General features: G+C 76.3%; 2 protein-coding genes and 1 pseudogene. All 3 read left to right on the top strand.

From position 1 onward, the window contains the following. Nucleotides 1-6: 6 nt before the first annotated feature. The 3 genes and pseudogenes from C3492_RS33750 to C3492_RS47015 all read left to right on the top strand — a co-directional run bounded on the left by C3492_RS33750 (nucleotide 7) and on the right by C3492_RS47015 (nucleotide 21,053). A complete protein-coding gene (locus C3492_RS33750) occupies nucleotides 7-1,359 on the top strand; it encodes a serine hydrolase (RefSeq protein ID WP_103816447.1) in 1,353 nt (450 codons plus the stop codon). A gap of 463 nt (nucleotides 1,360-1,822) precedes the next feature. Further along, nucleotides 1,823-3,217, top strand: a pseudogene (locus C3492_RS33755) (amino acid adenylation domain-containing protein); the annotation flags it as partial. A 142-nt stretch (nucleotides 3,218-3,359) separates the two neighbouring features. Next, complete coding sequence (locus C3492_RS47015; protein WP_374938402.1) at nucleotides 3,360-21,053, top strand: non-ribosomal peptide synthase/polyketide synthase; 17,694 nt, start codon at nucleotides 3,360-3,362, stop codon at nucleotides 21,051-21,053. Nucleotides 21,054-21,063: the final 10 nt, after the last annotated feature.

The following is a 21,063-nucleotide window of genomic DNA, read 5'->3' on the forward strand; positions in this document are numbered from 1 at the left end:
CTTCTCATGCCGTACACCATCCCCACCGCTCCGGCCGCCTCCCGGACGCCGTCCCTGTTACGCCGGGAGATACAGGACCGCCTCGACGCCCTGGCCCGGACCCACCGGGTGCCCGGCGCCCAGCTGGCCCTGGACACCGGCACCGATCTCATCGCCGTGCACACCGGTACGGCCGACGCCACCACCGGCAGACCCTTCACCGAGGACACGGCGGTCCCGCTGGGCTCGCTCACCAAGCCCTGCACCGCCGCGCTCGTCATGCTCCTGGCCGACGACGGCGACCTGGACCTGGACGAACCCGCCGTCGCGCACCTCCCGGAACTCAGCGGCGTCCCCGAGGTGACCATCCGTCAGCTCCTCAGTCACACCGGGGGGTTGCCGGCCGGACCGGACTCGGACACCGCCGCCACGACCAGCGCCCCCCGCTATCTCGCCACCGTCTGCACCGCCCGCGACGCGCTGTTCCCGCCGGGGACCGACTTCTCCTACTCCAACGCCGGCTACGTCGCCGCCGGACGGCTGGTGGAGACGGTCACCGGCATGCCGTGGCAGGAGGCGGCCGGGGCGCTGCTCCTCGAACCCCTCGGCATCACACCCGCGTTCATCGGTGACCCCGCGCCCGGTCGTCCCGTGGCCGCAGGACACGCCGTCAACTCCGCGACCGGACAGGCCCGTCCGGCCCGGCAGAACCTGGCGCCGCTGGAGGCGCCGGCCGGGGCGCTGCTCGCGAGCGCCCGGGACCTCGCCGCGTTCGGCAACGCGCTGATCGGCCGCGTGGACCTGCTGCCGCCCGCCGTCGCCAAGGAGATGCGCCGCCCCGAGACCGCCGCCCGGCCGGGCACCCTGGCCGACGGCTGGGGCCCCGGGCTCGCCCTCTACGAGCGGGACGACCGCGTGTGGTGCGGGCACGACGGCAACGCCCAGGGCACGTCCTGCCATCTGCGGGCCGATCCGGAGAGCGGGGCGGTGATCGCCTTCACGGGCAATGCCGGGGGTGCCACCGCGCTCTGGCGCGACCTCACCGAGGAACTGGGCCGGCTGACCGGCATACAGGTGCCCGCCGGCGTGCCGGCCGTGGACCGGGGGCGTCCCGTCGCCCTGCCCGAGTGCGTGGGCACCTACCGCAACGGCACCACGACCTATCGCATCGCGCCCGGACCGGACGGCTCGCCGGCCCTGTCGGTCGACGGTGACCTGCCCCTGCCGCTGGTCTGCTACGCCGACCTCTCCTGCGACCTGCTCGATCCGGACACCGGACACCTCGAACCCGGGGGCCGTTTCCACCGCGATCCGGTCACCGGAAGCATCGACCGGGTGCAGATCTCCGGCCGCACGGCCCGCCGCGCCGACCCCGACTGAACACGGGTGCCCGCCGGTCCGGGGCCGGTCCGGGTCCGGAGCCGTGGTGCCGGCTCCAGCGCATCGCGCCGGTGTCCTGGCCGACGTCGCCCTGGGCCGTGGTCCGACGGTGCCGGTGCCGGTCCAGCCGCTGATCCGCTGGCCCGCTCGGGCTTGGTTCCGTCCGGTCCGGGTCCCCTCGGGGACCGGGGCCTGTCCGGGCCGGCCGAGCAGCCCCGGCACCGGCACGGGCCGCTCCGGCACCGGAACGAGGTCGGCTGCCCGGGCCGGTGGTCGTCACCGGCCAGGTGGCACCCCTGGCGCACCTCCCGGCCGCCCCCGGTACCGACACCCCAGTCAGCTTCCGCACCCGTACCGCCCCGCCCCACACCCCCGGTGTGTCACCCGAGCCGGTGCACGGCCCCCTCGGTGGGGCCCGGGATCGTCCGCGCCGCATCGCCCCGCTCTCCGAAGGACTTCACCCATGACGGACCTGCACGACAAGCCCGCACCGGCGTCCTCCCTGCCGCCGCAGGCCGGCCCCGCCGCCGGCGCGTCGCAGAGCGCGGCGGCACCGGCGCATCCGACGCTCGGCGAGCTGTTCACCGCGTGGGTGGCCCGCACCCCGGACGCACCGGCGCTCACCGACGGCCGGCGGACCTGGACCTACCGCGAACTCGCGGTCCGCGCCGACCGGTTGGCCGTACACCTGACCCGGCGAGGAGCCGGTCCCGACCGGATCGTCGCCCTGGTCCTGCCGCGCTCCATGGAGCTGATCGCGGCGGAGCTGGCCGTCGCCCGGGCAGGCGCCGCCTTCCTGCCCGTGGACCCGGCCTATCCCGCCGAGCGCCGTGCGCTGATGCTCGCCGACGCCGCGCCCGCCGTCACCCTCGACGACCCGGGCCGGGTCCGTGAGCTGCTGGACACCGCCGGCGGTCCAGGACACGCGGCCGGCGCGGACGCCCCTGTCGACGCCGATCACGCCGCCTACGTCATCTACACCTCCGGCTCCACCGGTACCCCCAAGGGCGTGACCGTCACCCACCGCGGCATCGGCGGCTTCACCGCGGCCGCCGCCGAACGGTACGCGGTGGGCCCCGGCGACCGCGTGCTCCAGTTCTCCTCACCGAGCTTCGACGCCTCCGTGCTGGAGCTGTGCGCCTCCGTCCTGTCCGGCGCCACCCTCGTCGTACCGCCGCACGGTCCCTGGCTCGGTGACGAGCTCGCCGCGGTCCTCGACGAGCAGCGCATCACCCACGCCCTCATCCCGCCCGCCGCACTGGCCACCCTGCCGGACCCCGCGCAGGGCACCACCCGCCACCTGCGCACGCTCATCGTGGGCGCCGAAGCCTGCCCCGCCTCTCTGGTCGACCGCTGGGCACCCGGCCGCCGCATGATCAACTCGTACGGGCCGACCGAGGCCACGATCGTCGCCACCTGGACCGGACCGCTCACCGCCGGTCAGGGCACGCCGACGATCGGCGGCGCCCTGCCGCACACCCGGGTGCACGTCCTCGACGCCGCGCTGCGCCCCGTACCGGCCGGCGCGGACGGCGAGTTGTTCGTCGGCGGTGACGCGGTGGCCCGCGGTTACCTGGGCCGTCCGGGCCTGACCGCGGCCCGGTTCGTCGCCGACCCCTTCGGCCCGCCCGGCGCCCGTCTGTACCGCACCGGCGACCGGGCGCGCTGGACGGCCGACGGGGAACTGGAGTTCCTGGGCCGGCTGGACCGGCAGGTGAAGATCCGCGGCTTCCGCGTCGAACCGGGCGAGGTCGAGGCGGCGTTGCGCCGCGCCGGCGCCGGGAGCGTCGGCGAGGCGGTGGTCGTGGTCCGGGAGGACGAGCCGGGCCACCAACGCCTCGTCGGCTACGTCACCCCCGCCGGCCAGGGTTCCGCCGCCCCTGCGGCCCCCGCCGGGCAGAGCGCCACCGATCTCACCGCTGCCGCCGGGCAGGGGTCCGGCGCCCCCGCCGCCTCCGCCGGGCAGGGGTCCGGCGACCCCACCGCCCCCGCCGGGCAGAGTGCCGCCGGCCCCACCAGCCCTACTCATCCCACCGCCCCCGCCGGGCAGAGCACCACCGGTCCCACCGGCCTCACAGCCACCGCCCCCTCCGACCCCCCGCACGCCCTCGACCCGGCGGCCCTCCGCTCCGCCGTGGCCGCCGTCCTGCCCGCCCACATGGTGCCGTCCGCCGTCGTGGTGCTCGACCGGATGCCGCTCACCCCCCCAGCACAAGATCGACCGGCGGGCCCTGCCCGCGCCGGGGAGGACCGTCACGGAGGGGCGCGTCGCGCCGCGTTCGGCGGGCGAGCGGGCCGTCGCCCGGATCTGGGCGGAGGTGCTGGGCGTCGACGCGGTCGGTGTGACGGACGACTTCTTCGACCTGGGCGGTGAATCGATCCTCGCCGCCCGTGCGCTGGCCCGGATCCGGGACGAGCTCGGTGTCCGGCTGACCCTGCGGGACGTCTTCACCGCGCGGACGGTCGCCGCCCTGGCCCCCCTGCTGGACGATCCGTCGGCCGCCGCGCCGCCGGAGCCGATACCGCCGGCGCCCCGCGACGGCACCCTGCCGCTGTCCAGCGCGCAGCGGCGGCTCTGGTACCTCGACGACCTCACCGAGGGCGGCACCGAGTACAACACCGGCGTGTCGCTACGGCTGCGCGGCCCCCTCGACCCGGACGCGCTGCGCCGCTCCCTGCACCGCCTCGCCGCCCGCCACGCCTCCCTGCGCACCACGTTCACCACGACCGACGGGCAGGGCGCCCAGCGTGTCGCGCCGGAGCCGGACCTGCCCCTGCGCACGGCCGACCTCACCGGCGTACCCGAAGCGCGCCGTCCGGACGCGGCCGAGGCGCTGCTCACCGAGGAACTGGGCCGCCCCTTCGACCTTTCGGCCGGCCCGCTCACCCGGGCGCTGCTCGTCCGGCTCGCCGCCGAGGACCACCTGCTGCTCCTGGCCCAGCACCACATCGTCACCGACGGCTGGTCGGTGGGCATCCTCACCCGCGAACTCGCCGCCCTCTACCACGCGGAGACCACCGGAGAACCCGACGGCCTTCCGCGACCCGCCGTGCAGTACCCGGACTTCGCCGTGTGGGAGCGGCGGCAGCGGGCCACCGAGGCCGACACCGCGGATCTGGCCTACTGGAGACGCCACCTGGCGGGCATGCAGCACCTGGAGCTGCCCACCGACCGGCCGCGCCCCGCCGTGCGCACCACCGCCGGAGCGGCCCACCGACGCCCGCTCCCCGCCGAGTTGGTGACCCGGCTGCGACAACTCGCCGCGGGACGCGGCACCACGCTGTTCACGCTCCTCGCGGGCGCCTCCGCGCTGCTCTTCTCCCGCTACTCCGGGCAGCGGGACGTCGCGTTCGGCACCGTCACCACCGGGCGCGGGCGGCGCGACCTGGAGGAGGTGCCGGGCTTCTTCGCCAACACGGTGGTGCTGCGGGGCGAGGTCGACGAACGGGCGACCGTGGACCGGTTCGTGGAGAGCATGCGGACGACCGTACTGGACGCCTTCGCCCACGACGGGGTGCCGTTCGACCGGGTGGTCGAGGAGCTGGCACCGCCCCGCGACCCGAGCCGCACCCCGCTGGTGCAGGCCCTCGTCGTGCAGCAGACCGCCCTGTCCGTGCCGCCCCGGTCCGGCGGGCTGCGGCTCACCGAGCACCCGCTGCCCCGCCCCGCCGCCCGCTTCGACCTGGTCCTGGAGTTCTCACCGGACCCCGACGGCGGCTGCGTGCTGACCGCCGAGTTCAACACGGACCTGTTCGACGCCGCCACCGTGGCTCGGCTGACCGCCCATCTGCACCGCCTGCTGGAGGGCATGGCGGACGGACCGGGCCGCACGCTCGCCGAGCTGCCCATGCTCTCGGCCGGGGAACAGCGCACCCTGGTCGACACCTGGAACCCGCCCGCCCACCGCTCCCGGGACACCCGTCACGGCACGCTGCCCGACCTGTTCCGCGCCCAGGCGGCCCGCACCCCGGACCGTACCGCCGTCATCTGCGGCCCCGTCCGGCTGGACTACTCCGAGGTCGCCCGGCGCGCCAACCGGCTGGCCCGGCAGCTCCTCGCGCGCGGCGCGGGCCCGGAGACCCTGGTCGCGCTGTGCCTGCCGCGCACCGCCGACCTCGTGCCCGTGCTGTGGGCCGTGCTCGCCTCGGGCGCGGGCTACCTCCCCGTCGACCCCGCCTATCCGGCCGAGCGCGTCCGCCTCATGCTCGACGACGCCCGGCCCGCCCTCGTCCTCGCCACCCGGGAGACCGCAGCCGCCCTGCCCGCCGACCGCGCCCCCCTGCTGCTGGAGGACTGCGCCGACCCGGCCGTGCCCGACACGGACCTCACCGACGCCGACCGGCCCCGGCCACTGCTGCCGGACCATCCCGCCTACGTCATCTACACTTCCGGTTCCACCGGCCGCCCCAAGGGGGTCGTCGTCACCCACCGCACGGTCAGCGCGCTGGCCGCGTGGGCGAAGGAGCGGTTCGGGGCCGCCGGCCTGGACCATGTGATCGCCTCCACCTCCCTCAACTTCGACGTCTCCGTGTTCGAGCTGCTGTGCCCGCTGACGGCCGGCGGCACGGTCGAGGTGGTCCCCGACCTGCCGGCCCTGGCCGACGACACCGGCCCCCGGCGCGCCGGGCTGCTCAGCGGAGTGCCGTCCGTCGTCTCCCGCCTGATCGCCGGCGGTACGGCACCCGTCACCGCGGACACCGTCGTCCTGGCCGGTGAGGCCCTGCCCGAGCAGACGCTGCGGGACCTGCGCGCCGCCCTGCCCGAGTGCCGTGTCGCGAACGTCTACGGGCCCACCGAGGCCACCGTGTACGCCACCGCCTGGTTCGCCGGCGACCGGCTGCCCGAGCAGGCGCCGCCCATCGGCGGACCCGTGGCGCTCACCCGGTCCTACGTCCTCGACGGCTCCCTGCGGCCCCAACCGGTCGGCGTCACCGGCGAGCTGTACCTGGGGGGCGGCGGCCTGGCCCGCGGCTACCTGCACCGGCCCGGACTGACGGCCGCCCGGTTCGTCGCCGACCCGTTCGGCGCACCGGGGGAGCGCATGTACCGCACCGGCGACCTGGTGCGCCGCCGCGCCGACGGCGCCCTGGAGTACGTCGGGCGGATCGACCAGCAGGTCAAGGTGCGCGGCTTCCGGATCGAGCTGGGCGAGGTGGAGGAGGCGCTGCGCCGCTGCGCGGGCGTCGCCGAGGCGGCGGCCACCGTCACCACCGACGCCGACGGCCACCGGCGGCTGGCCGGATACGTCGTCCCGGCCGCCGGGCAGCGGGTCGACCCCGAGGCCGTACGCCGGGAGCTCGGCCGTACCCTGCCCGCCTCCATGGTGCCCTCGGCCGTCGTCGTGCTCGACGCCCTGCCGCTCAACCCGAACGGCAAGCTCGACCGCGCCCGGCTCCCCGACCCGGGCCCCGCCGTGCGCGCGGTACGGCATGTCGCTCCCCGCACACCCACCGAACGCGCGCTCGCGGCGATCTGGGCCGAGGTGCTGCGCGTGGAACGCGTCGGCGTCGACGACAACTTCTTCGAACTCGGCGGCGACTCGATCCTCAGCATCCAGGTGGTGGCCCGCGCCCGGCAGGAGGGGCTGTCGCTGACCTCCCGGGACGTCTACCGGCACCAGACGGTCGCCGCCCTCGCCCGCTGCGCGGACGCCGCCCGAGGCCCCCGCGAGACCGCCCCCGCCCCGGAGCCGGCCACCGGCCCGGCCCCCCTGACACCCATCCAGCACTGGCTGTTCGGCACCGCCCCCGAGCGCGCCGGACACTACGCCCAGGCGCTGTCCGTCCGCGTGCCGGACGACCTCGACCCGGCGGCACTGGAAGAGGCGCTGAACGACCTGGCCGCCCACCACGACGCCCTGCGCTCCCGCTTCGTCACCGACGCGGCCGGCCCGGGCGTCCGCTGGCACATCGAGGACCGGGCGCCCCGCATCCGCCTGGCCCACCACACCGGCCCGGACACGGACACCCCGCACTTCGGCCCCTTCGACCTCGCCCGGGGTCCCCTGCTGCGGGCCGTGCTGCACGACGACGGAACCGGCCGCCCCAGGGTCATGCACCTCGCCGTCCACCACCTGGTGGTCGACGGGGTGTCCTGGCGGGTGCTCCTGGAGGACCTGGACCGCGCCTACCGGGCCCGCCGGGCCGGCGACGACGGCGCGGCGGCGCTGCCCGCGAAGTCCACGGCCCTGCGGGAGTGGGCCCGCCGGCTGGCCGCGCACGCGGCGGAGGGCGGCTTCGACGACGAACGGGAGTACTGGGCCCAGGCCGTCCCGCAGGCCGGACCCGTGGTGCCGGTGAGCGACCCCGGCGCGCAGGACTCCCGGCGCGCGAACACCTACGCCTCCCAGCGCTCCGTCACCGTCCGCCTGAGCCCCGAGGACACCTCCGCCCTGCTGCGCACCCTGCCCGACACCTACCGCACCCAGGCCAACGACGTCCTGCTCAGCGCCCTCGGCCGGGCCCTGTGCGCCTGGAGCGGCCGGGACCGGGTGGTGGTCGACGTCGAGGGGCACGGCCGCGAGGAACTCTTCCCCGAGCTGGACATCAGCCGCACGGTCGGCTGGTTCACCACCCGGTACCCCGTCGCGCTCGCCGTCCCGAAGGACGCCGGCTGGGACGCCGTGCTCAAGCGGGTCAAGGAGCAGCTGCGCGCCGTACCCCGGCACGGCCTGGGCCATGACGCGCTGCGCCACCTGGCGGATCCCGGTACGGCCCCGCGCACCCCCGAGGCACAGATCAGCTTCAACTACCTGGGCCGCATGGGGCTGCCGGAGGACCCCGACAGCCTCTACCGGGGCACCGTACGGCCGCTGGAACTGGACGCCGACCCGGCGGCCGAGCGCCCGCACGCCCTCGAAGTCGTCGGCCGGCTCGACGGTGACACGCTGGAGTTCACGTGGTTCCACTCCGGCCGGCTGCACCGGCAGGACACGGTCGCGGACCTGGCGGGCCGCTTCGCCGACGCGCTGGCCGACCTGGCCCGGTACGCCGCCCGGCCCGGCGCCGCGGGGCGCACCCCGTCCGACTTCCCGCTGGCCCGGCTCGACCAGGCCACCGTGGACCGGATCACCGGCGCGGACCCGGCGGCGGTCACCGACGTGTACCCGCTCACGCCCACCCAGGCGGGCATGCTCTTCCACGGCCTGTCCCAGGACGACCGCGGTGTCTACTTCCAGCAGCTGACCTTCGTCCTGGACGGCGTGCCCGACCCGCGGGCCCTCGCCGCCGCCTGGCAGTACGTCACCGACCGCACCGAGGTGCTGCGTGCCGGGGTCGTCTGGCAGGACGTGCCCGAGCCGCTGCTGGTGGTGCGGCGCCACGCGGCCGTACCGGTCACCCACCTGGACTGGCGCGACCTGACCGACGGCGAGCGCCGCGCCCGGCTGGACGACGTACTGGCCCGCGACCGCGCGGACGGCATCGACCTCGGCCGCGCCCCGCTCCAGCGGCTGCTCCTCGCCCGCCTCTCCGGCACCGAGGTGCGCGTGGTGTGGTCCTTCCACCACCTTCTCCTGGACGGCTGGAGCCTGTTCCAGGTGCTCTCGGACGTCTTCGCCCACCACGCCGGCGGCGACCCCGGCACCCTCCCGGACCGCCCGCCCCACCGCGACTACGTGAGCTGGCTGCGCCGACGCGACCCGGACGCCGCCGAACGGCACTGGCGGCGCCGCCTGGCCGGTCTGACCGAGGCCACCCCGCTGCCGTACGACCGTGAGCCGCGCGAGGCCCACCGCGCCGAGTCCACGCACGCCGTCCGGACGACGCTGCCCCCGGAAACCAGCCGGGCGCTGGAGGAGCTGGCCCGCACCTCCGGCCTGACCCTGAACACCCTGGTGCAGGGCGCCTGGGCGCTGCTGCTGGCCCGGCAGGCGGGACGGAACGAGGTGGTGTTCGGCACCACCGTGTCCGGACGGCCGCCCGAGCTTCCCGGCGCCGAGGCCATGACCGGCCTGTTCATCACCACCCTGCCCACCCGCGTCACCGTCCCGGACCACGGCACCCTGCTCGACTGGCTGCGCGCGCTCCAGCACGACCAGAGCGAGGACCGGCGCTTCGACCACCTGCCGCTCACCCGGATGCGGGCGTTCACCGGACTCCCCGAGCGGGTCGGCCTGTTCGACAGCATCGTCGTCTTCGAGAACTACCCGGTGGACGACGACCTCGCCGCCGCCCACGGACTGCGCCTGAGCGGTCTGGAGGGCATCGAGACCACCAACTACCCGCTGAGCCTCACCGCCTATCCGGGGGCCGGGCTGACCCTGCGCCTCGGCTACGACCCCGAACTCCTCGACACGGGAACCGCCGAGCGGATGGCCGAGTACCTGACCGTCCTGCTCGCCGGGATGCCCACCGGCTCCGCGCGCCCGCCCGCCCGGCTGCCGCTGCTCACCGCCGAGCGCCGCGAACAGGTGCTGCGCGCCTGGAACGACACCGCCACCGATCTCCCCGACACCACCGTCGCGGACCTCTTCGCCGCGCAGGTGCGCCGCACTCCCGGCGCGGTGGCCCTGGAGGCCGGTGACGAGCGCCTGACGTACCGCGAACTCGACGCCCGCGCACAGCGTTTGGCTGTGCGTCTGACGGGGCTCGGCGTACGGCCGGAACGCCCGGCCGGGGTGCTCATGGACCGCTGTGTGGAGCTGATCGTCACGCAGCTGGCGCTCGTCCGCACCGGCGGGGTGTACGTGCCGCTGGACGGCCGGGCTCCCGTCGAGCGGCTGCGCCGGACACTCGCCGAGGCCGGAGCCGGCCTGCTGCTGACCGACGCCGGGTGGGAGGAGACGGCCCGGGAGGTGCTGCCCGGCGACGGCGTCGTGCGCGTGGACGACACGTCCGCCACGCACGCTTCCGCGACTCTCACCCACTCCGGCCCGGACGATTCCGCGGCCCCGGGCCACTTCGAGGCGTACGCTCCCGCGACTCCCGGGCACTCCGAGGGGGACGGCCCCGCGATTCCCGGGCACTCCGACGGGGACGGTCCCGCGCTTCCCGCCCCCTCCGCCCCGGACGCCGCCCACGCCGTCCACCCCGACAACGTCCAGTACCTGATGTTCACTTCGGGCTCCACCGGTACCCCCAAGGGTGTCGCGGTGCGGCAGCGGGACGTCGTCGCGCTCGCTCTGGACCGGGCGTTCGCCGGGCACGACCGGGTCCTCGTGCACTCGCCGCACGCGTTCGACGCCGCCACCTACGAGGTGTGGGTGCCGCTGCTGCGTGGCGGAACGGCCGTGCTCGCCCCGCCCACCGACCTGGACGCCGCCCTGGTCCGCCGTGCCGTCAGGGAGCAGGGTGTGAGCTGCCTGTGGCTGACGGCGGGGCTGTTCCGCCTGCTGGCCCAGGAGGACCCCGGCTGCCTGCACGGCGCCCGTGAGGTGTGGACGGGCGGCGAGGCCGTGCCGGGCGCGGTCGTGCGCCGGGTGCTGGACGCCTGCCCCGGGCTGACCGTCGTGGACGGCTACGGTCCCACCGAGACCACCACCTTCGCCACCCGCCGCGCCTTCCGCTCCGGCGACCCGCTGTCCGCCGTCCTGCCCATCGGACGCCCGCTGGACAACACCCGTGTGTACGTCCTGGACTCCGCTCTGCAACCCCAGCCGCCGGGCGTACCGGGTGAGTTGTACGTCGCCGGCGCCGGCCTGGCGCGGGGCTACGCCGGCCGGCCCGGGGCGACCGCCGCCCGCTACGTCGCCGACCCCTTCGGCCCGCCCGGCACCCGGATGTACCGCACCGGCGACATCGTGCGCTGGAGCGCCGACGGCGAGCTGCACTTCGTCGGCCGCGCCGACGACCAGATCAAGATCCGTGGCTTCCGCGTCGAACCCGCGGAGATCGAGGCCCGGCTCAGCGCACACCCCGGCGTGGCCGAGGCCGTCGTCTCCCTGTACGAGGACGCCGGGCGCAAGCGGCTGGCCGCCCACCTCGTGCCGGCCAAGGGCGCCGAGGTGCCGTCCACCGCCGAGCTGCGCGCACACCTCGCGGCCGGGCTGCCCGACTACATGCTGCCCGCCGCGTTCGTCACCGTCGCGGAGCTGCCGCTGACGGCGAACGGCAAGGTCGACCGGCGGCGGCTGCCCGCCCCCGACTGGTCGGCCGGCGCCGAGCGGGCCCACCGCGCCCCGCGCACCGAGACCGAGCACATCCTCGCCGGGATCTGGGCGGAGCTGCTGGGGCTCGAACAGGTCGGCGTCGACGACAACTTCTTCATGCTGGGCGGCGACTCGATCCTCAGCATCCAGGTGGTCTCCCGGGCCCGGGCCGCGGGGCTCGCGCTCACCCCGCGCGATCTCTTCCGGCACCCCACGGTGGCCGAACTGGCCGCCGCCGGCGGCGGTACCGGGCCGGCCGTCGCCGGTACCGGACCGGTCGCCGGACCGGCGGACCTCACCCCGATCCAGCACTGGTTCCTGGACGCGCGCCCCGCGCACCCCGACTTCTTCAACCAGTCCGTCGTCATCGAGACGGCCGGCCCGGTGGACGAGGACGCCCTGCGCCACGCCCTGACCGCGCTGTGGACCCACCACGACGCCCTGCGCGCCCGGTTCGTGGCCGCCGCCGGCGGCCGGCGCCAGGACGTCGCCGCCGCCGACAGCCCGGTCCCCGACCTGCTCCAGGTCCACGACGTCCGCGCCGAGGAGCTCGTCACGGCGGCGGCCCACGCCGGACTCCGCCTGGACACCGGCCCGTTGTTCACCGCCCGCCTGTTCACCGCCGACGGCTCCCGCCCCGCCCGGCTGCTGCTGATCGCCCACCACCTGGTGGTCGACGGAGTCTCCTGGCGGATCCTGCTGGAGGACCTGGAGACCGCCTACCGGCAGGCCGCGTCCGGACAGTCCGTACGGCTGCCCGCCCGCACCACCTCCGCACAGGAGTGGGCCCGCCGGCTGCGCGACCACGCCGACGTCTTCGCCGCCGGGCACGCCCACTGGGCGGAGGCCGCCCGGGCCTGCGCCGACCCGCTGCCCGTGGACGGCGACGGCGGCACCACCATGGCCGACACCCGCGAGGTGACCGTACGGCTGGACCGCGACAGCACCGACGGCCTCCTGCGCCGCGTCCCCGGCGTCTACCGCACCCGCGTCGACGACGTCCTGCTCACCGCGCTGGGCCGGGTCCTCGCCGACTGGACCGGACGCGACACCGTCGCCGTCGGCCTGGAGGGGCACGGCCGGGAGGACCAGCTCTTCGAGGACGTCGACCTGTCCCGCACGGTCGGCTGGTTCACCTCGCTCTTCCCGGTCGCCCTCACCGTCCCGGCCGGGGACTGGGGCACCGCCCTGAAGTCGGTGAAGGAGCAGCTGCGGGCCGTACCCGACCGCGGACTCGGCTACGGCGTGCTGCGCCACCTCGCCCGCGACCCTCGGCTCACCGGCACCCCCGCGCCCGGCGTCAGCTTCAACTACCTGGGCCGCTTCGACTGGTCCGCAGAGGGCGGCATCCTGATCGGCTCGGTGCCCGGCGGGCTCGGCGGCGCGGAGGCGCCCGGCACCGAGCGGCCGCACCTGCTGGACGTCGTGGCCCGGGTCGAGGACGACCGGCTGGAGATCACCTGGTACTACAGCGCCGGACGGCACCACGAGGAGACCGTCACCGCGCTCGCCGAGGGCATGCTGCGGGCCCTCACCGGCATCGTCGCGCACTGCGCCCGCCCGGACGCGGGCGGCCGTACCCCGTCGGACTTCCCGCTGGCCCGCCTGGACCAGGCCGCCGTGGACCGGATCGCCGGGGACGGCCGGGACGTCGCCGACATCTACCCGCTGACGCCGATGCAGGCGGGCATGCTCTTCCACAGTCTGCTGGACCCGGCCGGCCGCACCTACGTCAACCAGGTGCAGCTGGTGCTGTCCGGCGTCACCGACCCGCACGCGCTCGCCGAGGCGTGGCAGCACACCGCCGACGCCAACCCGGTGCTGCGCACCCGCCTGGTGTGGCAGGAGACCCCGGAACCGCTCCAGGTCGTCCGGCACCGGGCCACCGTGCCCGTCACCCACCTCGACTGGTCCGGACGGTCCGCCGAGGAAGAGGCGCGCGAGCTGGACCGGCTGCTCGCCGAGGACCGGCGGGCCGGCATCGACCTGGCCGCCGCGCCCCTGATGCGGCTGACGCTGATCCGGCTGGCACCGGACCGGGTCCGCCTGCTGTGGACGTTCCACCACGTCCTGCTCGACGGCTGGAGCGCGGCCCAGGTCTTCGACGAGGTGTGCGAGCGGTACGCGGCCCTCACCTCAGGACGCCGCCCGCAGGTGCCCGAACGCCGGCCCTTCGCCGACCATCTGCGCCGGCTGGCCGGGCGGGACACCGCCCGGGCCGAACGGTACTGGCGCGAGGCCCTCGCCGGCTTCCCGGCCCCCACCGAACTGCCCCGCGACCGGCGGCCCGCCGAGGCCCACCGCGCCTCCTCCTCCGGGTCGGTGCGGATGACCCTCTCCCCGGACGTCTCGGCGCGCCTGCGGGACACCGCGCAGCGGGCCGGGCTGACCCTCAACACGGTCCTCCAGGGCGCCTGGGCGCTGCTGCTGTCCCGCTACGGCGGCGGCGAGGACGTGGTGTTCGGTACGACCGTCTCCGGGCGGCCCGCCGATCTGCCGGGGGTCACCACGATGGTCGGCCTGTTCATCAACACGCTGCCCACCCGGGCCCGCGTCGACGGGCGGCGCCCGCTGCTGGACTGGCTGCGCGACCTCCAGGCCGCCCAGTCCGAGGCCAGGCGCCACGACTTCGTCTCGCTGGCCCAGGTGCAGTCGTGGAGCGAAGTGCCGGGCGGCACCGGCCTGTTCGACTCCATCGTCGTCTTCGAGAACTACCCCTTCGACGAGGGCGCGCTGGCCCGGCACGGCCTGGCCATGGAGCAGGAGCGGGACCTGGAGCCGACCAACTACCCGCTCAGCGTGGTCGTCGCACCCGGCGACACCCTGGCCGTGCACCTGGACTACGACCCGGCCGTGTTCGACGCCACGACGGTGGAAGGGCTCGGCGAGACCCTGCGCACCCTGCTCACCGGCATGGCCACCGACCCCGGCCGCCGCCTGGCCGACCTGCCGCTGCTGGACCCGGCCGCGGGGCGTGGGCTGGTCGACCGGTTCGGCGGACGGGGGGCCGAGGCACCGCGCGACACGCTGCCGGAGGCGTTCCGGCGCCAGGCCGCGCGCACCCCGGACGCCCCCGCCGTCCGCCACGGCGACACCTGCCTCACCTATCGCGAACTCGACGCACGCTCCAGCCGGCTGGCCCGGCTGCTCATCGCCGCCGGCGCCGGACCCGAGCGCTTCGTCGCCCTGTGCCTGCCCCGCACCGCCGACCTGGTCGTGGCGCTCCTCGCGGTGCTGAAGAGCGGCGCGGCCTATCTCCCGGTCGACCCCCAGTACCCGGCCGAGCGCGTCGCGTTCCTCTTCGAGGACGTACGCCCTGACGCCGTGATCACGGCCGCGGAGACCGCCGGCCGGCTGCCCGAGGGCCCGTTCACCCGCATCCTGCTGGACGACGCCCCGGACACCGGCGCGCCGGACACGCCGGTCGGCGACGGCGAACGGCGTGGCCCGCTGCTGCCCGGACACCCCGCCTACGTCATCCACACCTCCGGCTCCACCGGCCGGCCCAAGGGCGTCGTCGTCAGCCACGCGTCCGTGCTGGCCCTGACCGACTGGGCGGCGGCCGAGTTCACCGGCCGGGGCCTGCACCACGTGGTGGCGTCCACCTCACTCAACTTCGACGTGTCGGTGTTCGAGATCTTCTCGCCGCTGCTGTCCGGCGGCTGCGTGGAGGTCGTCCGCGACCTGCTGGCCCTCGCCGAGCGCCCCGGACCCTGGCGGGCCGGGCTGCTCAGCGCGGTGCCGTCGGCCCTCGACCGGCTGCTCGCCGAGGACGCCGTGCGGATCGTCGCGGACACCGTCGTCCTCGCCGGGGAGGGGCTGCCCGCCCGGACCGTGCGCCGGGTCCGCGACGCCGTCCCCGGCAGCCGGGTGCGCAACATCTACGGCCCCACCGAGGCCACCGTTTACGCCACCGCCTTCACCTGCGACCCGGCCGACCCCGACCGCGATCCGCCGATCGGCCGGCCGATCGGCGGCGCCCGCGCCCATGTGCTGGACGAGCGGATGCGCCCGGTGCCCGTCGGCGCGCCCGGCGAACTGTTCCTGGCCGGAACCGGCGTCGCCCGCGGCTATCTGCGCCGTCCGGGCCTGACCGCGAGCCGCTTCCTGCCCGACCCGTTCGGGCCGCCCGGCAGCCGCATGTACCGCACCGGCGACCTGGTCCGCTGGACGGCCGACGGCGACCTCGTCTACCTCGGCCGTGGCGACGACCAGGTCAAGGTGCGGGGCTTCCGCATCGAACTCGGCGAGGTGGAGGCCGCGCTGGCCCGCCACCCGGCCGTGGCGGCGGCAGCGGCCCGGGTGGTCGAGGACGCGGGCCACCGCCGCCTGGTCGCGTACGCGGTACCCCGGGCGATGGGCTCCCCGGACCCCGGCGGCCAGGCCGCCGCCGACGGCCGCGGGGTGCCCCGCGGAACGGGCGCGCCGGGGCCCGACGGCGGGACCGGCGGCCAGGCCGGCGCCGACGGCCGCGGGGTGCCCCGCGGAACGGGCGCGCCGGGGCCCGACGGCGGGACAGGCCCCGGGACTCGCACCGTCCCCGCGGCGAAGAGCGCGCCCGGACCGGACGGCGGCCACCCGGCGACCCTGCCGGACCCCGCCGAGCTGCGCGCCTTCCTCGCCCGAAGCCTCCCCGACCACCTGGTGCCCGCCCTCGTCGTCCCGTTGGAGCGGCTGCCGCTAGGGGCCACCGGGAAGCTCGACCGGCAGGCGCTGCCCGCGCCCGAGTGGGCCGCGACGGCCACCGGTGAGGCGGGCCGGCCGCCGCGTACCGAGGCCGAGCGCATCCTCGCGGGCATCTGGGCGGAGGTGCTCGGTGTGCCCGAAGTCGGCGCCGACGACAACTACTTCACGCTCGGCGGCGACTCGGTCCTCGGTATCCGGATCGTCTCGGCCGCCCGCCGGGCCGGGCTGGCGCTGACCCCCCGGCACCTGTTCACTCACCAGACCCTCGCCGAACTCGCCGCCGCCGCCGAGAGGTCGCCGGACGGCGACGGTCCCGGCGCCGCGACCGTCGTCGCCGAGCAGGGCCCGGTGACCGGCGACGCCCCGCTCACCCCCGTACAGCACTGGCTCCTCGACACCCTCACCGGCGACCCCGCCCACTTCAGCCAGACGGTCGCCTACGAGCTGGCCGCCGACCCGGACGAGGACCTGCTGCGGGCCGCCCTGGCCGCCGTACTGGAGCACCACGACGCGCTGCGGCTGCGCTTCGAGCCGGGCGGGGACGGGCGGTGGCGGCAGTACGGCGCCGAGCCGGGGGAGGAGGTCCACCTGGAGGTGCACCGGGGGACCGCGCCGCAGGAGGTGGCCGACGCGCTCGGCGCCGGGTTCGACCTGGCCGGCGGGCCGCTGCTGCGGGCCGCGCTGTGCCGGCCGGACGACGGCGGCCGGCCGGTGCTGCTGCTGGCCGCCCACCACCTGGTCGTGGACGCCGTGTCCTGGCGGCTGATCCTGGAGGACCTGGACCTCGCCCACCGCGCCCTGCGGGACGGCGAGCGGCCCGCCCTCGGCGCCAAGAGCACCTCGTTCCGGGACTGGGCGCGGCGGCTCGCCGCGCACACCGAGGCGGGCGGATTCGACGGCGAACTCGCCCACTGGCAGGGCCTCGACGTCGGCACCGCGCTGCCCGAAGACCGCCCCGGCGGCGCGAACACCGTCGCCGACGAGGACAGCGTGACCGCCGGCCTCGACGCCGAGGAGACGCGCCGGCTGCTCCAGGACGTGCCGGACGTGTACCGCACCCGCGTCAACGACGTCCTGCTGTGCGCGCTGGGCCGGGTCCTGGCCCGCTGGACCGGCCGGGACCGGGTGGCGGTGGCCCTGGAGGGCCACGGCCGCGAGGAGCTGTTCGCGGACGTCGACCTCGCGCGGACCGCAGGCTGGTTCACCGCGATGTACCCGGTCGCCCTGGACGTGCCCCGGGACGCCGGCACCGGCACCGCGCTGAAGACCGTCAAGGAGAACCTGCGGGCCGTACCGCACGGCGGACTCGGCTACGGCGCCCTGCGCTTCCTCCGCCCCACGGCCGGAGCCGGGCTGCCCGGCCTGCCGCCCGTCTGCTTCAACTACCTGGGCCGGCAGGACGGCACCCCCGCCCCCGGCGGCCTGCTGCACGCGCCCCACGGCGGCCTCGCCGGCGGCATGGACCGCTCGGCGGACCGGCCGTACCTCCTGGACGTCCTCGGCCGGGTCACCGACGACCGGCTGGAGTTCACCTGGTCGTACTCCCGGGAGGTCCACCGGCGCGAGACCGTCGCCCGGCTGGCGGCCGAACTGGCCGACGAACTCCGCGCGATCGTCCGCCACTGCGCCGAACCCGGCGCCGGTGGCCGTACCCCCTCCGACTTCCCGCTCGCGCCGCTGGACCAGACGGCCGTCGACCGGCTCGTCGGCAGCGGAGCCGACGTCGCGGACGTGTATCCGCTCACCCCGACCCAGACCGGCATGGTGATGCACGGCCTGGACGACGCCGAACACGGCCTGTACGTCGAGCAGATCACCTTCGTCGTGGACGGCGCCCACGACCGGGGCACCCTGGCAGCGGCCTGGCGGCACGTCGTCGACCGCACCCCCGTCCTGCGCACGTCCGTCGTCCTGCACGGCGTCCCCGTGCCGCTCCAGGTCGTCCACCGGAACGTGACCCTGCCGGTCACCGAGCTCGACTGGAGCGGGGTGCCGGCGGACCGGCGGGACGCGGAGCTGGAGCACCTGCTCGCCGAGGAACGGGCCCGGGGCGTCGCCCTGGACCGGGCCCCGCTGCTGCGGCTCGCCCTGGTCCGGCTCGGCCCCGACGCGGTACGCGTGGTGTGGACCTTCCACCACGTCCTGCTGGACGGCTGGAGCGTCTTCCACGTCCTGTCCGACGTGATGAACGCGCACGCCGCCCTCACCCGGGGCGAGCCGCCCCGGCTGCCCGAGCGCAGGCCGTTCGCGGACTACGCCGGCTGGCTGGCCGCCCGCGACACCGGACCGGCGCGGGACCACTGGCGCGGCGTCCTGGCCGGCTTCGCGACGCCGACCCCGCTGCCCTACGACCGCAGGCCCGCGCCGGGCACCACGGCCCGCTCCGGGACCTGGCTGTCGCAGCGGCTCGACGCCGAACGGACGCGGCTGCTCCAGGAGTTCGCCCGCCGGCACCGGCTCACCCTCAACACGCTGGTGCAGGGCGCCTGGGCGCTGCTGCTGGCGCGGTGGAGCGGGGAGCGGGAGGTGTGCTTCGGCACGACCGTCTCCGGGCGGCCCGCCGACCTGCCGGGCGCCGACGGCATCACCGGCCTGTTCATCACCACGCTGCCCGCCCGGACCGTGGTCGACGGCACCGCCGACTGCGCCGGCTGGCTGCGCGCGGTGCAGGAGGCCCGGGCCGAGGACCGCCGCCACGACCACCTGCCCCTCAACACGCTGCACACCCTCGGTGAACTGCCGCCCGGTACGCAGCTGTTCGACAGCCTGGTGGTCTTCGAGAACTATCCGGTCGGTGACGCGACCGCCGGTGCGCACGGCCTCGCGCTGCGGGACCTGGACGCCCGGGAGGCCACCAACTACCCGCTCACCGTGGTCGTCTCGCCCGGCGACCGGCTGGCCGTCGAACTGGGCTACGACCCCCGGTACTTCGCCCCGGCCACCGCCGAGTCCCTGGCCGGACAGCTGCTGCACACCCTCCACGCCCTGGCCGCCTCGGACGGCACCGCCCGCCTGGACGACATCGACGTACTGCCGCCCGAGCAGCGCGACCGGCTGCTGCGCGGCCCGGCCCGCCCGGCGCTCGGCCCGGTGCCCGCCGCCACCCTGCCCGCGCTCGTGGAAGCCGCCGTCGACCGGTGGCCCACCGCGCCCGCGCTCGACGCGCCGGGCACGCTCCTCACGTTCGCGGAGGCCGAGACGCGGGCCAACCGGCTCGCCCACCGGCTCATCGCCCGGGGCGCCGGACCCGGCGACCTCGTCGCGCTGCTGCTGCCCCGCTCGGCGGACATGGTGCTGGCACAACTCGCGGTGGCCAAGGCGGGCGCCGCGTTCCTGCCCGTCGACCCCGGCTACCCCGAGGAGCGGATCGCCCTGATGCTGCGCGACGCGGCCCCCGCTCTCACCCTCGACGCCAAGGAGGTCGCGGACCTGCTCGCCGCCCCGCCGGACGACGTGCCCGGACACCGGCCGGGCGACGCCGACCGGACCCGCCCGCTCGACCTGGACGATCCGGCCTACGTCATCTACACCTCCGGCTCCACCGGCACCCCCAAGGGCGTCGTCGTCACCCACCGCGGGCTCGCCGCGTTCTCCGCCGCCGAGGCCGCCCACTACCAGGTGAGCGCGGGGGACCGGGTGCTGGCCTTCGCCACGCCCAGCTTCGACGCCTCCGTGCTGGAGCTGTGCATGTCCCTGCCGCACGGCGCCCGGCTCGTCCTACCCCCGCCCGGGCCGCTGCTCGGCGCCCAGCTCGCCGACGTCCTGCGGGCCGAGCGCGTCACGCACACCCTGCTGCCGCCGGCCGCGCTCGCCACCCTGCCCGACGGCACGCCCGGCACCCTCCCCGACCTGAAGACGCTGATCGTCGGCGCCGACGCGTGCGGGGCCGAACTCGTCGCCCGCTGGGCACCGCACCACCACATGGTCAACTCCTACGGCCCCACCGAGGCCACCGTCGTCGCCACCTGGTCCGCGCCCCTGGAGGCGGACGGCGCCGCACCGCCCGTCGGCCGCCCGCTGCCCGCCACCCGCGCCTACGTCCTCGACGCCCGGCTGCGGCCCGTCCCCGACGGCGTCACCGGTGAACTCTGGCTGGCCGGACCGGCGCTGGCACGCGGATACCTCGGCCGGCCCGGGCTGACCGCCGCCCGGTTCCGCGCCGACCCGTTCGGACCGCCCGGCACCCGCATGTACCGCACCGGCGACCTCGTGCGCCGCGACAGCGCGGGCGAACTGCACTACCTGGGCCGCACCGACCACCAGCTGAAGCTGCGCGGCCACCGCATCGAGGCGGGCGAGGTCGAAGCCACCCTGGTCCGCCATCCGGGAGTGCTGGACGCCGTGGTGACCGTACGCGAGGACGAACCGGGCCTGCCCCGGCTGGTCGCCCACCTGCTCTCGGCTCCGGGCGCCGAACCTCCCACCGCCGCCGCACTGCGGGAGCTGGCCGCCCGCTCCCTGCCCGCTCCCATGGTCCCCTCGGCGTTCGTGGTGCTGGACCGCTTCCCGCTCACCGAGAACGGCAAGACCGACCGGGCCGCCCTGCCCGCCCCGGCGCCGGCCGAGGAGCGGGCACCGTCCGAGTACGTCGCACCGCGCACGCCCACCGAGGAGGCGCTCGCTGCCCTCTGGGAGGAGGCCCTGGAGACGGCCGTGGGCGCCGAGGACGACTGGTTCCTGCTCGGCGGCGACTCCCTGCGCGCCCTGCTCGTCGCCTCCCGCGCCAACGAGGCGTTCGGCGTCACGCTCACCCCCCGCGACGTCCTGGTCTCCCGCACGGTCGCCGCACTGGCGGAGCTCGTGGAGGAACAGGTGCTGAGTGAGCTGGAGGGCGCCGCGTACGGCGACGACCCCGCACACCCCTCCTACGAAGCCGATGCCGAAGACGCCGCTGCCGGCGGCCACGACCACGAACGGTGAGGATCCGACG

This window comes from Streptomyces sp. Ru62 (assembly GCF_002920615.1).
Lineage (GTDB): Bacteria > Actinomycetota > Actinomycetes > Streptomycetales > Streptomycetaceae > Streptomyces.

What these genes read in the sequence shown, in the direction of transcription:
- C3492_RS33750 (WP_103816447.1), top strand. Translation starts at nt 7, where the DNA reads ATGCCGTACACCATCCCCACCGCTCCGGCCGCCTCCCGGACGCCGTCC.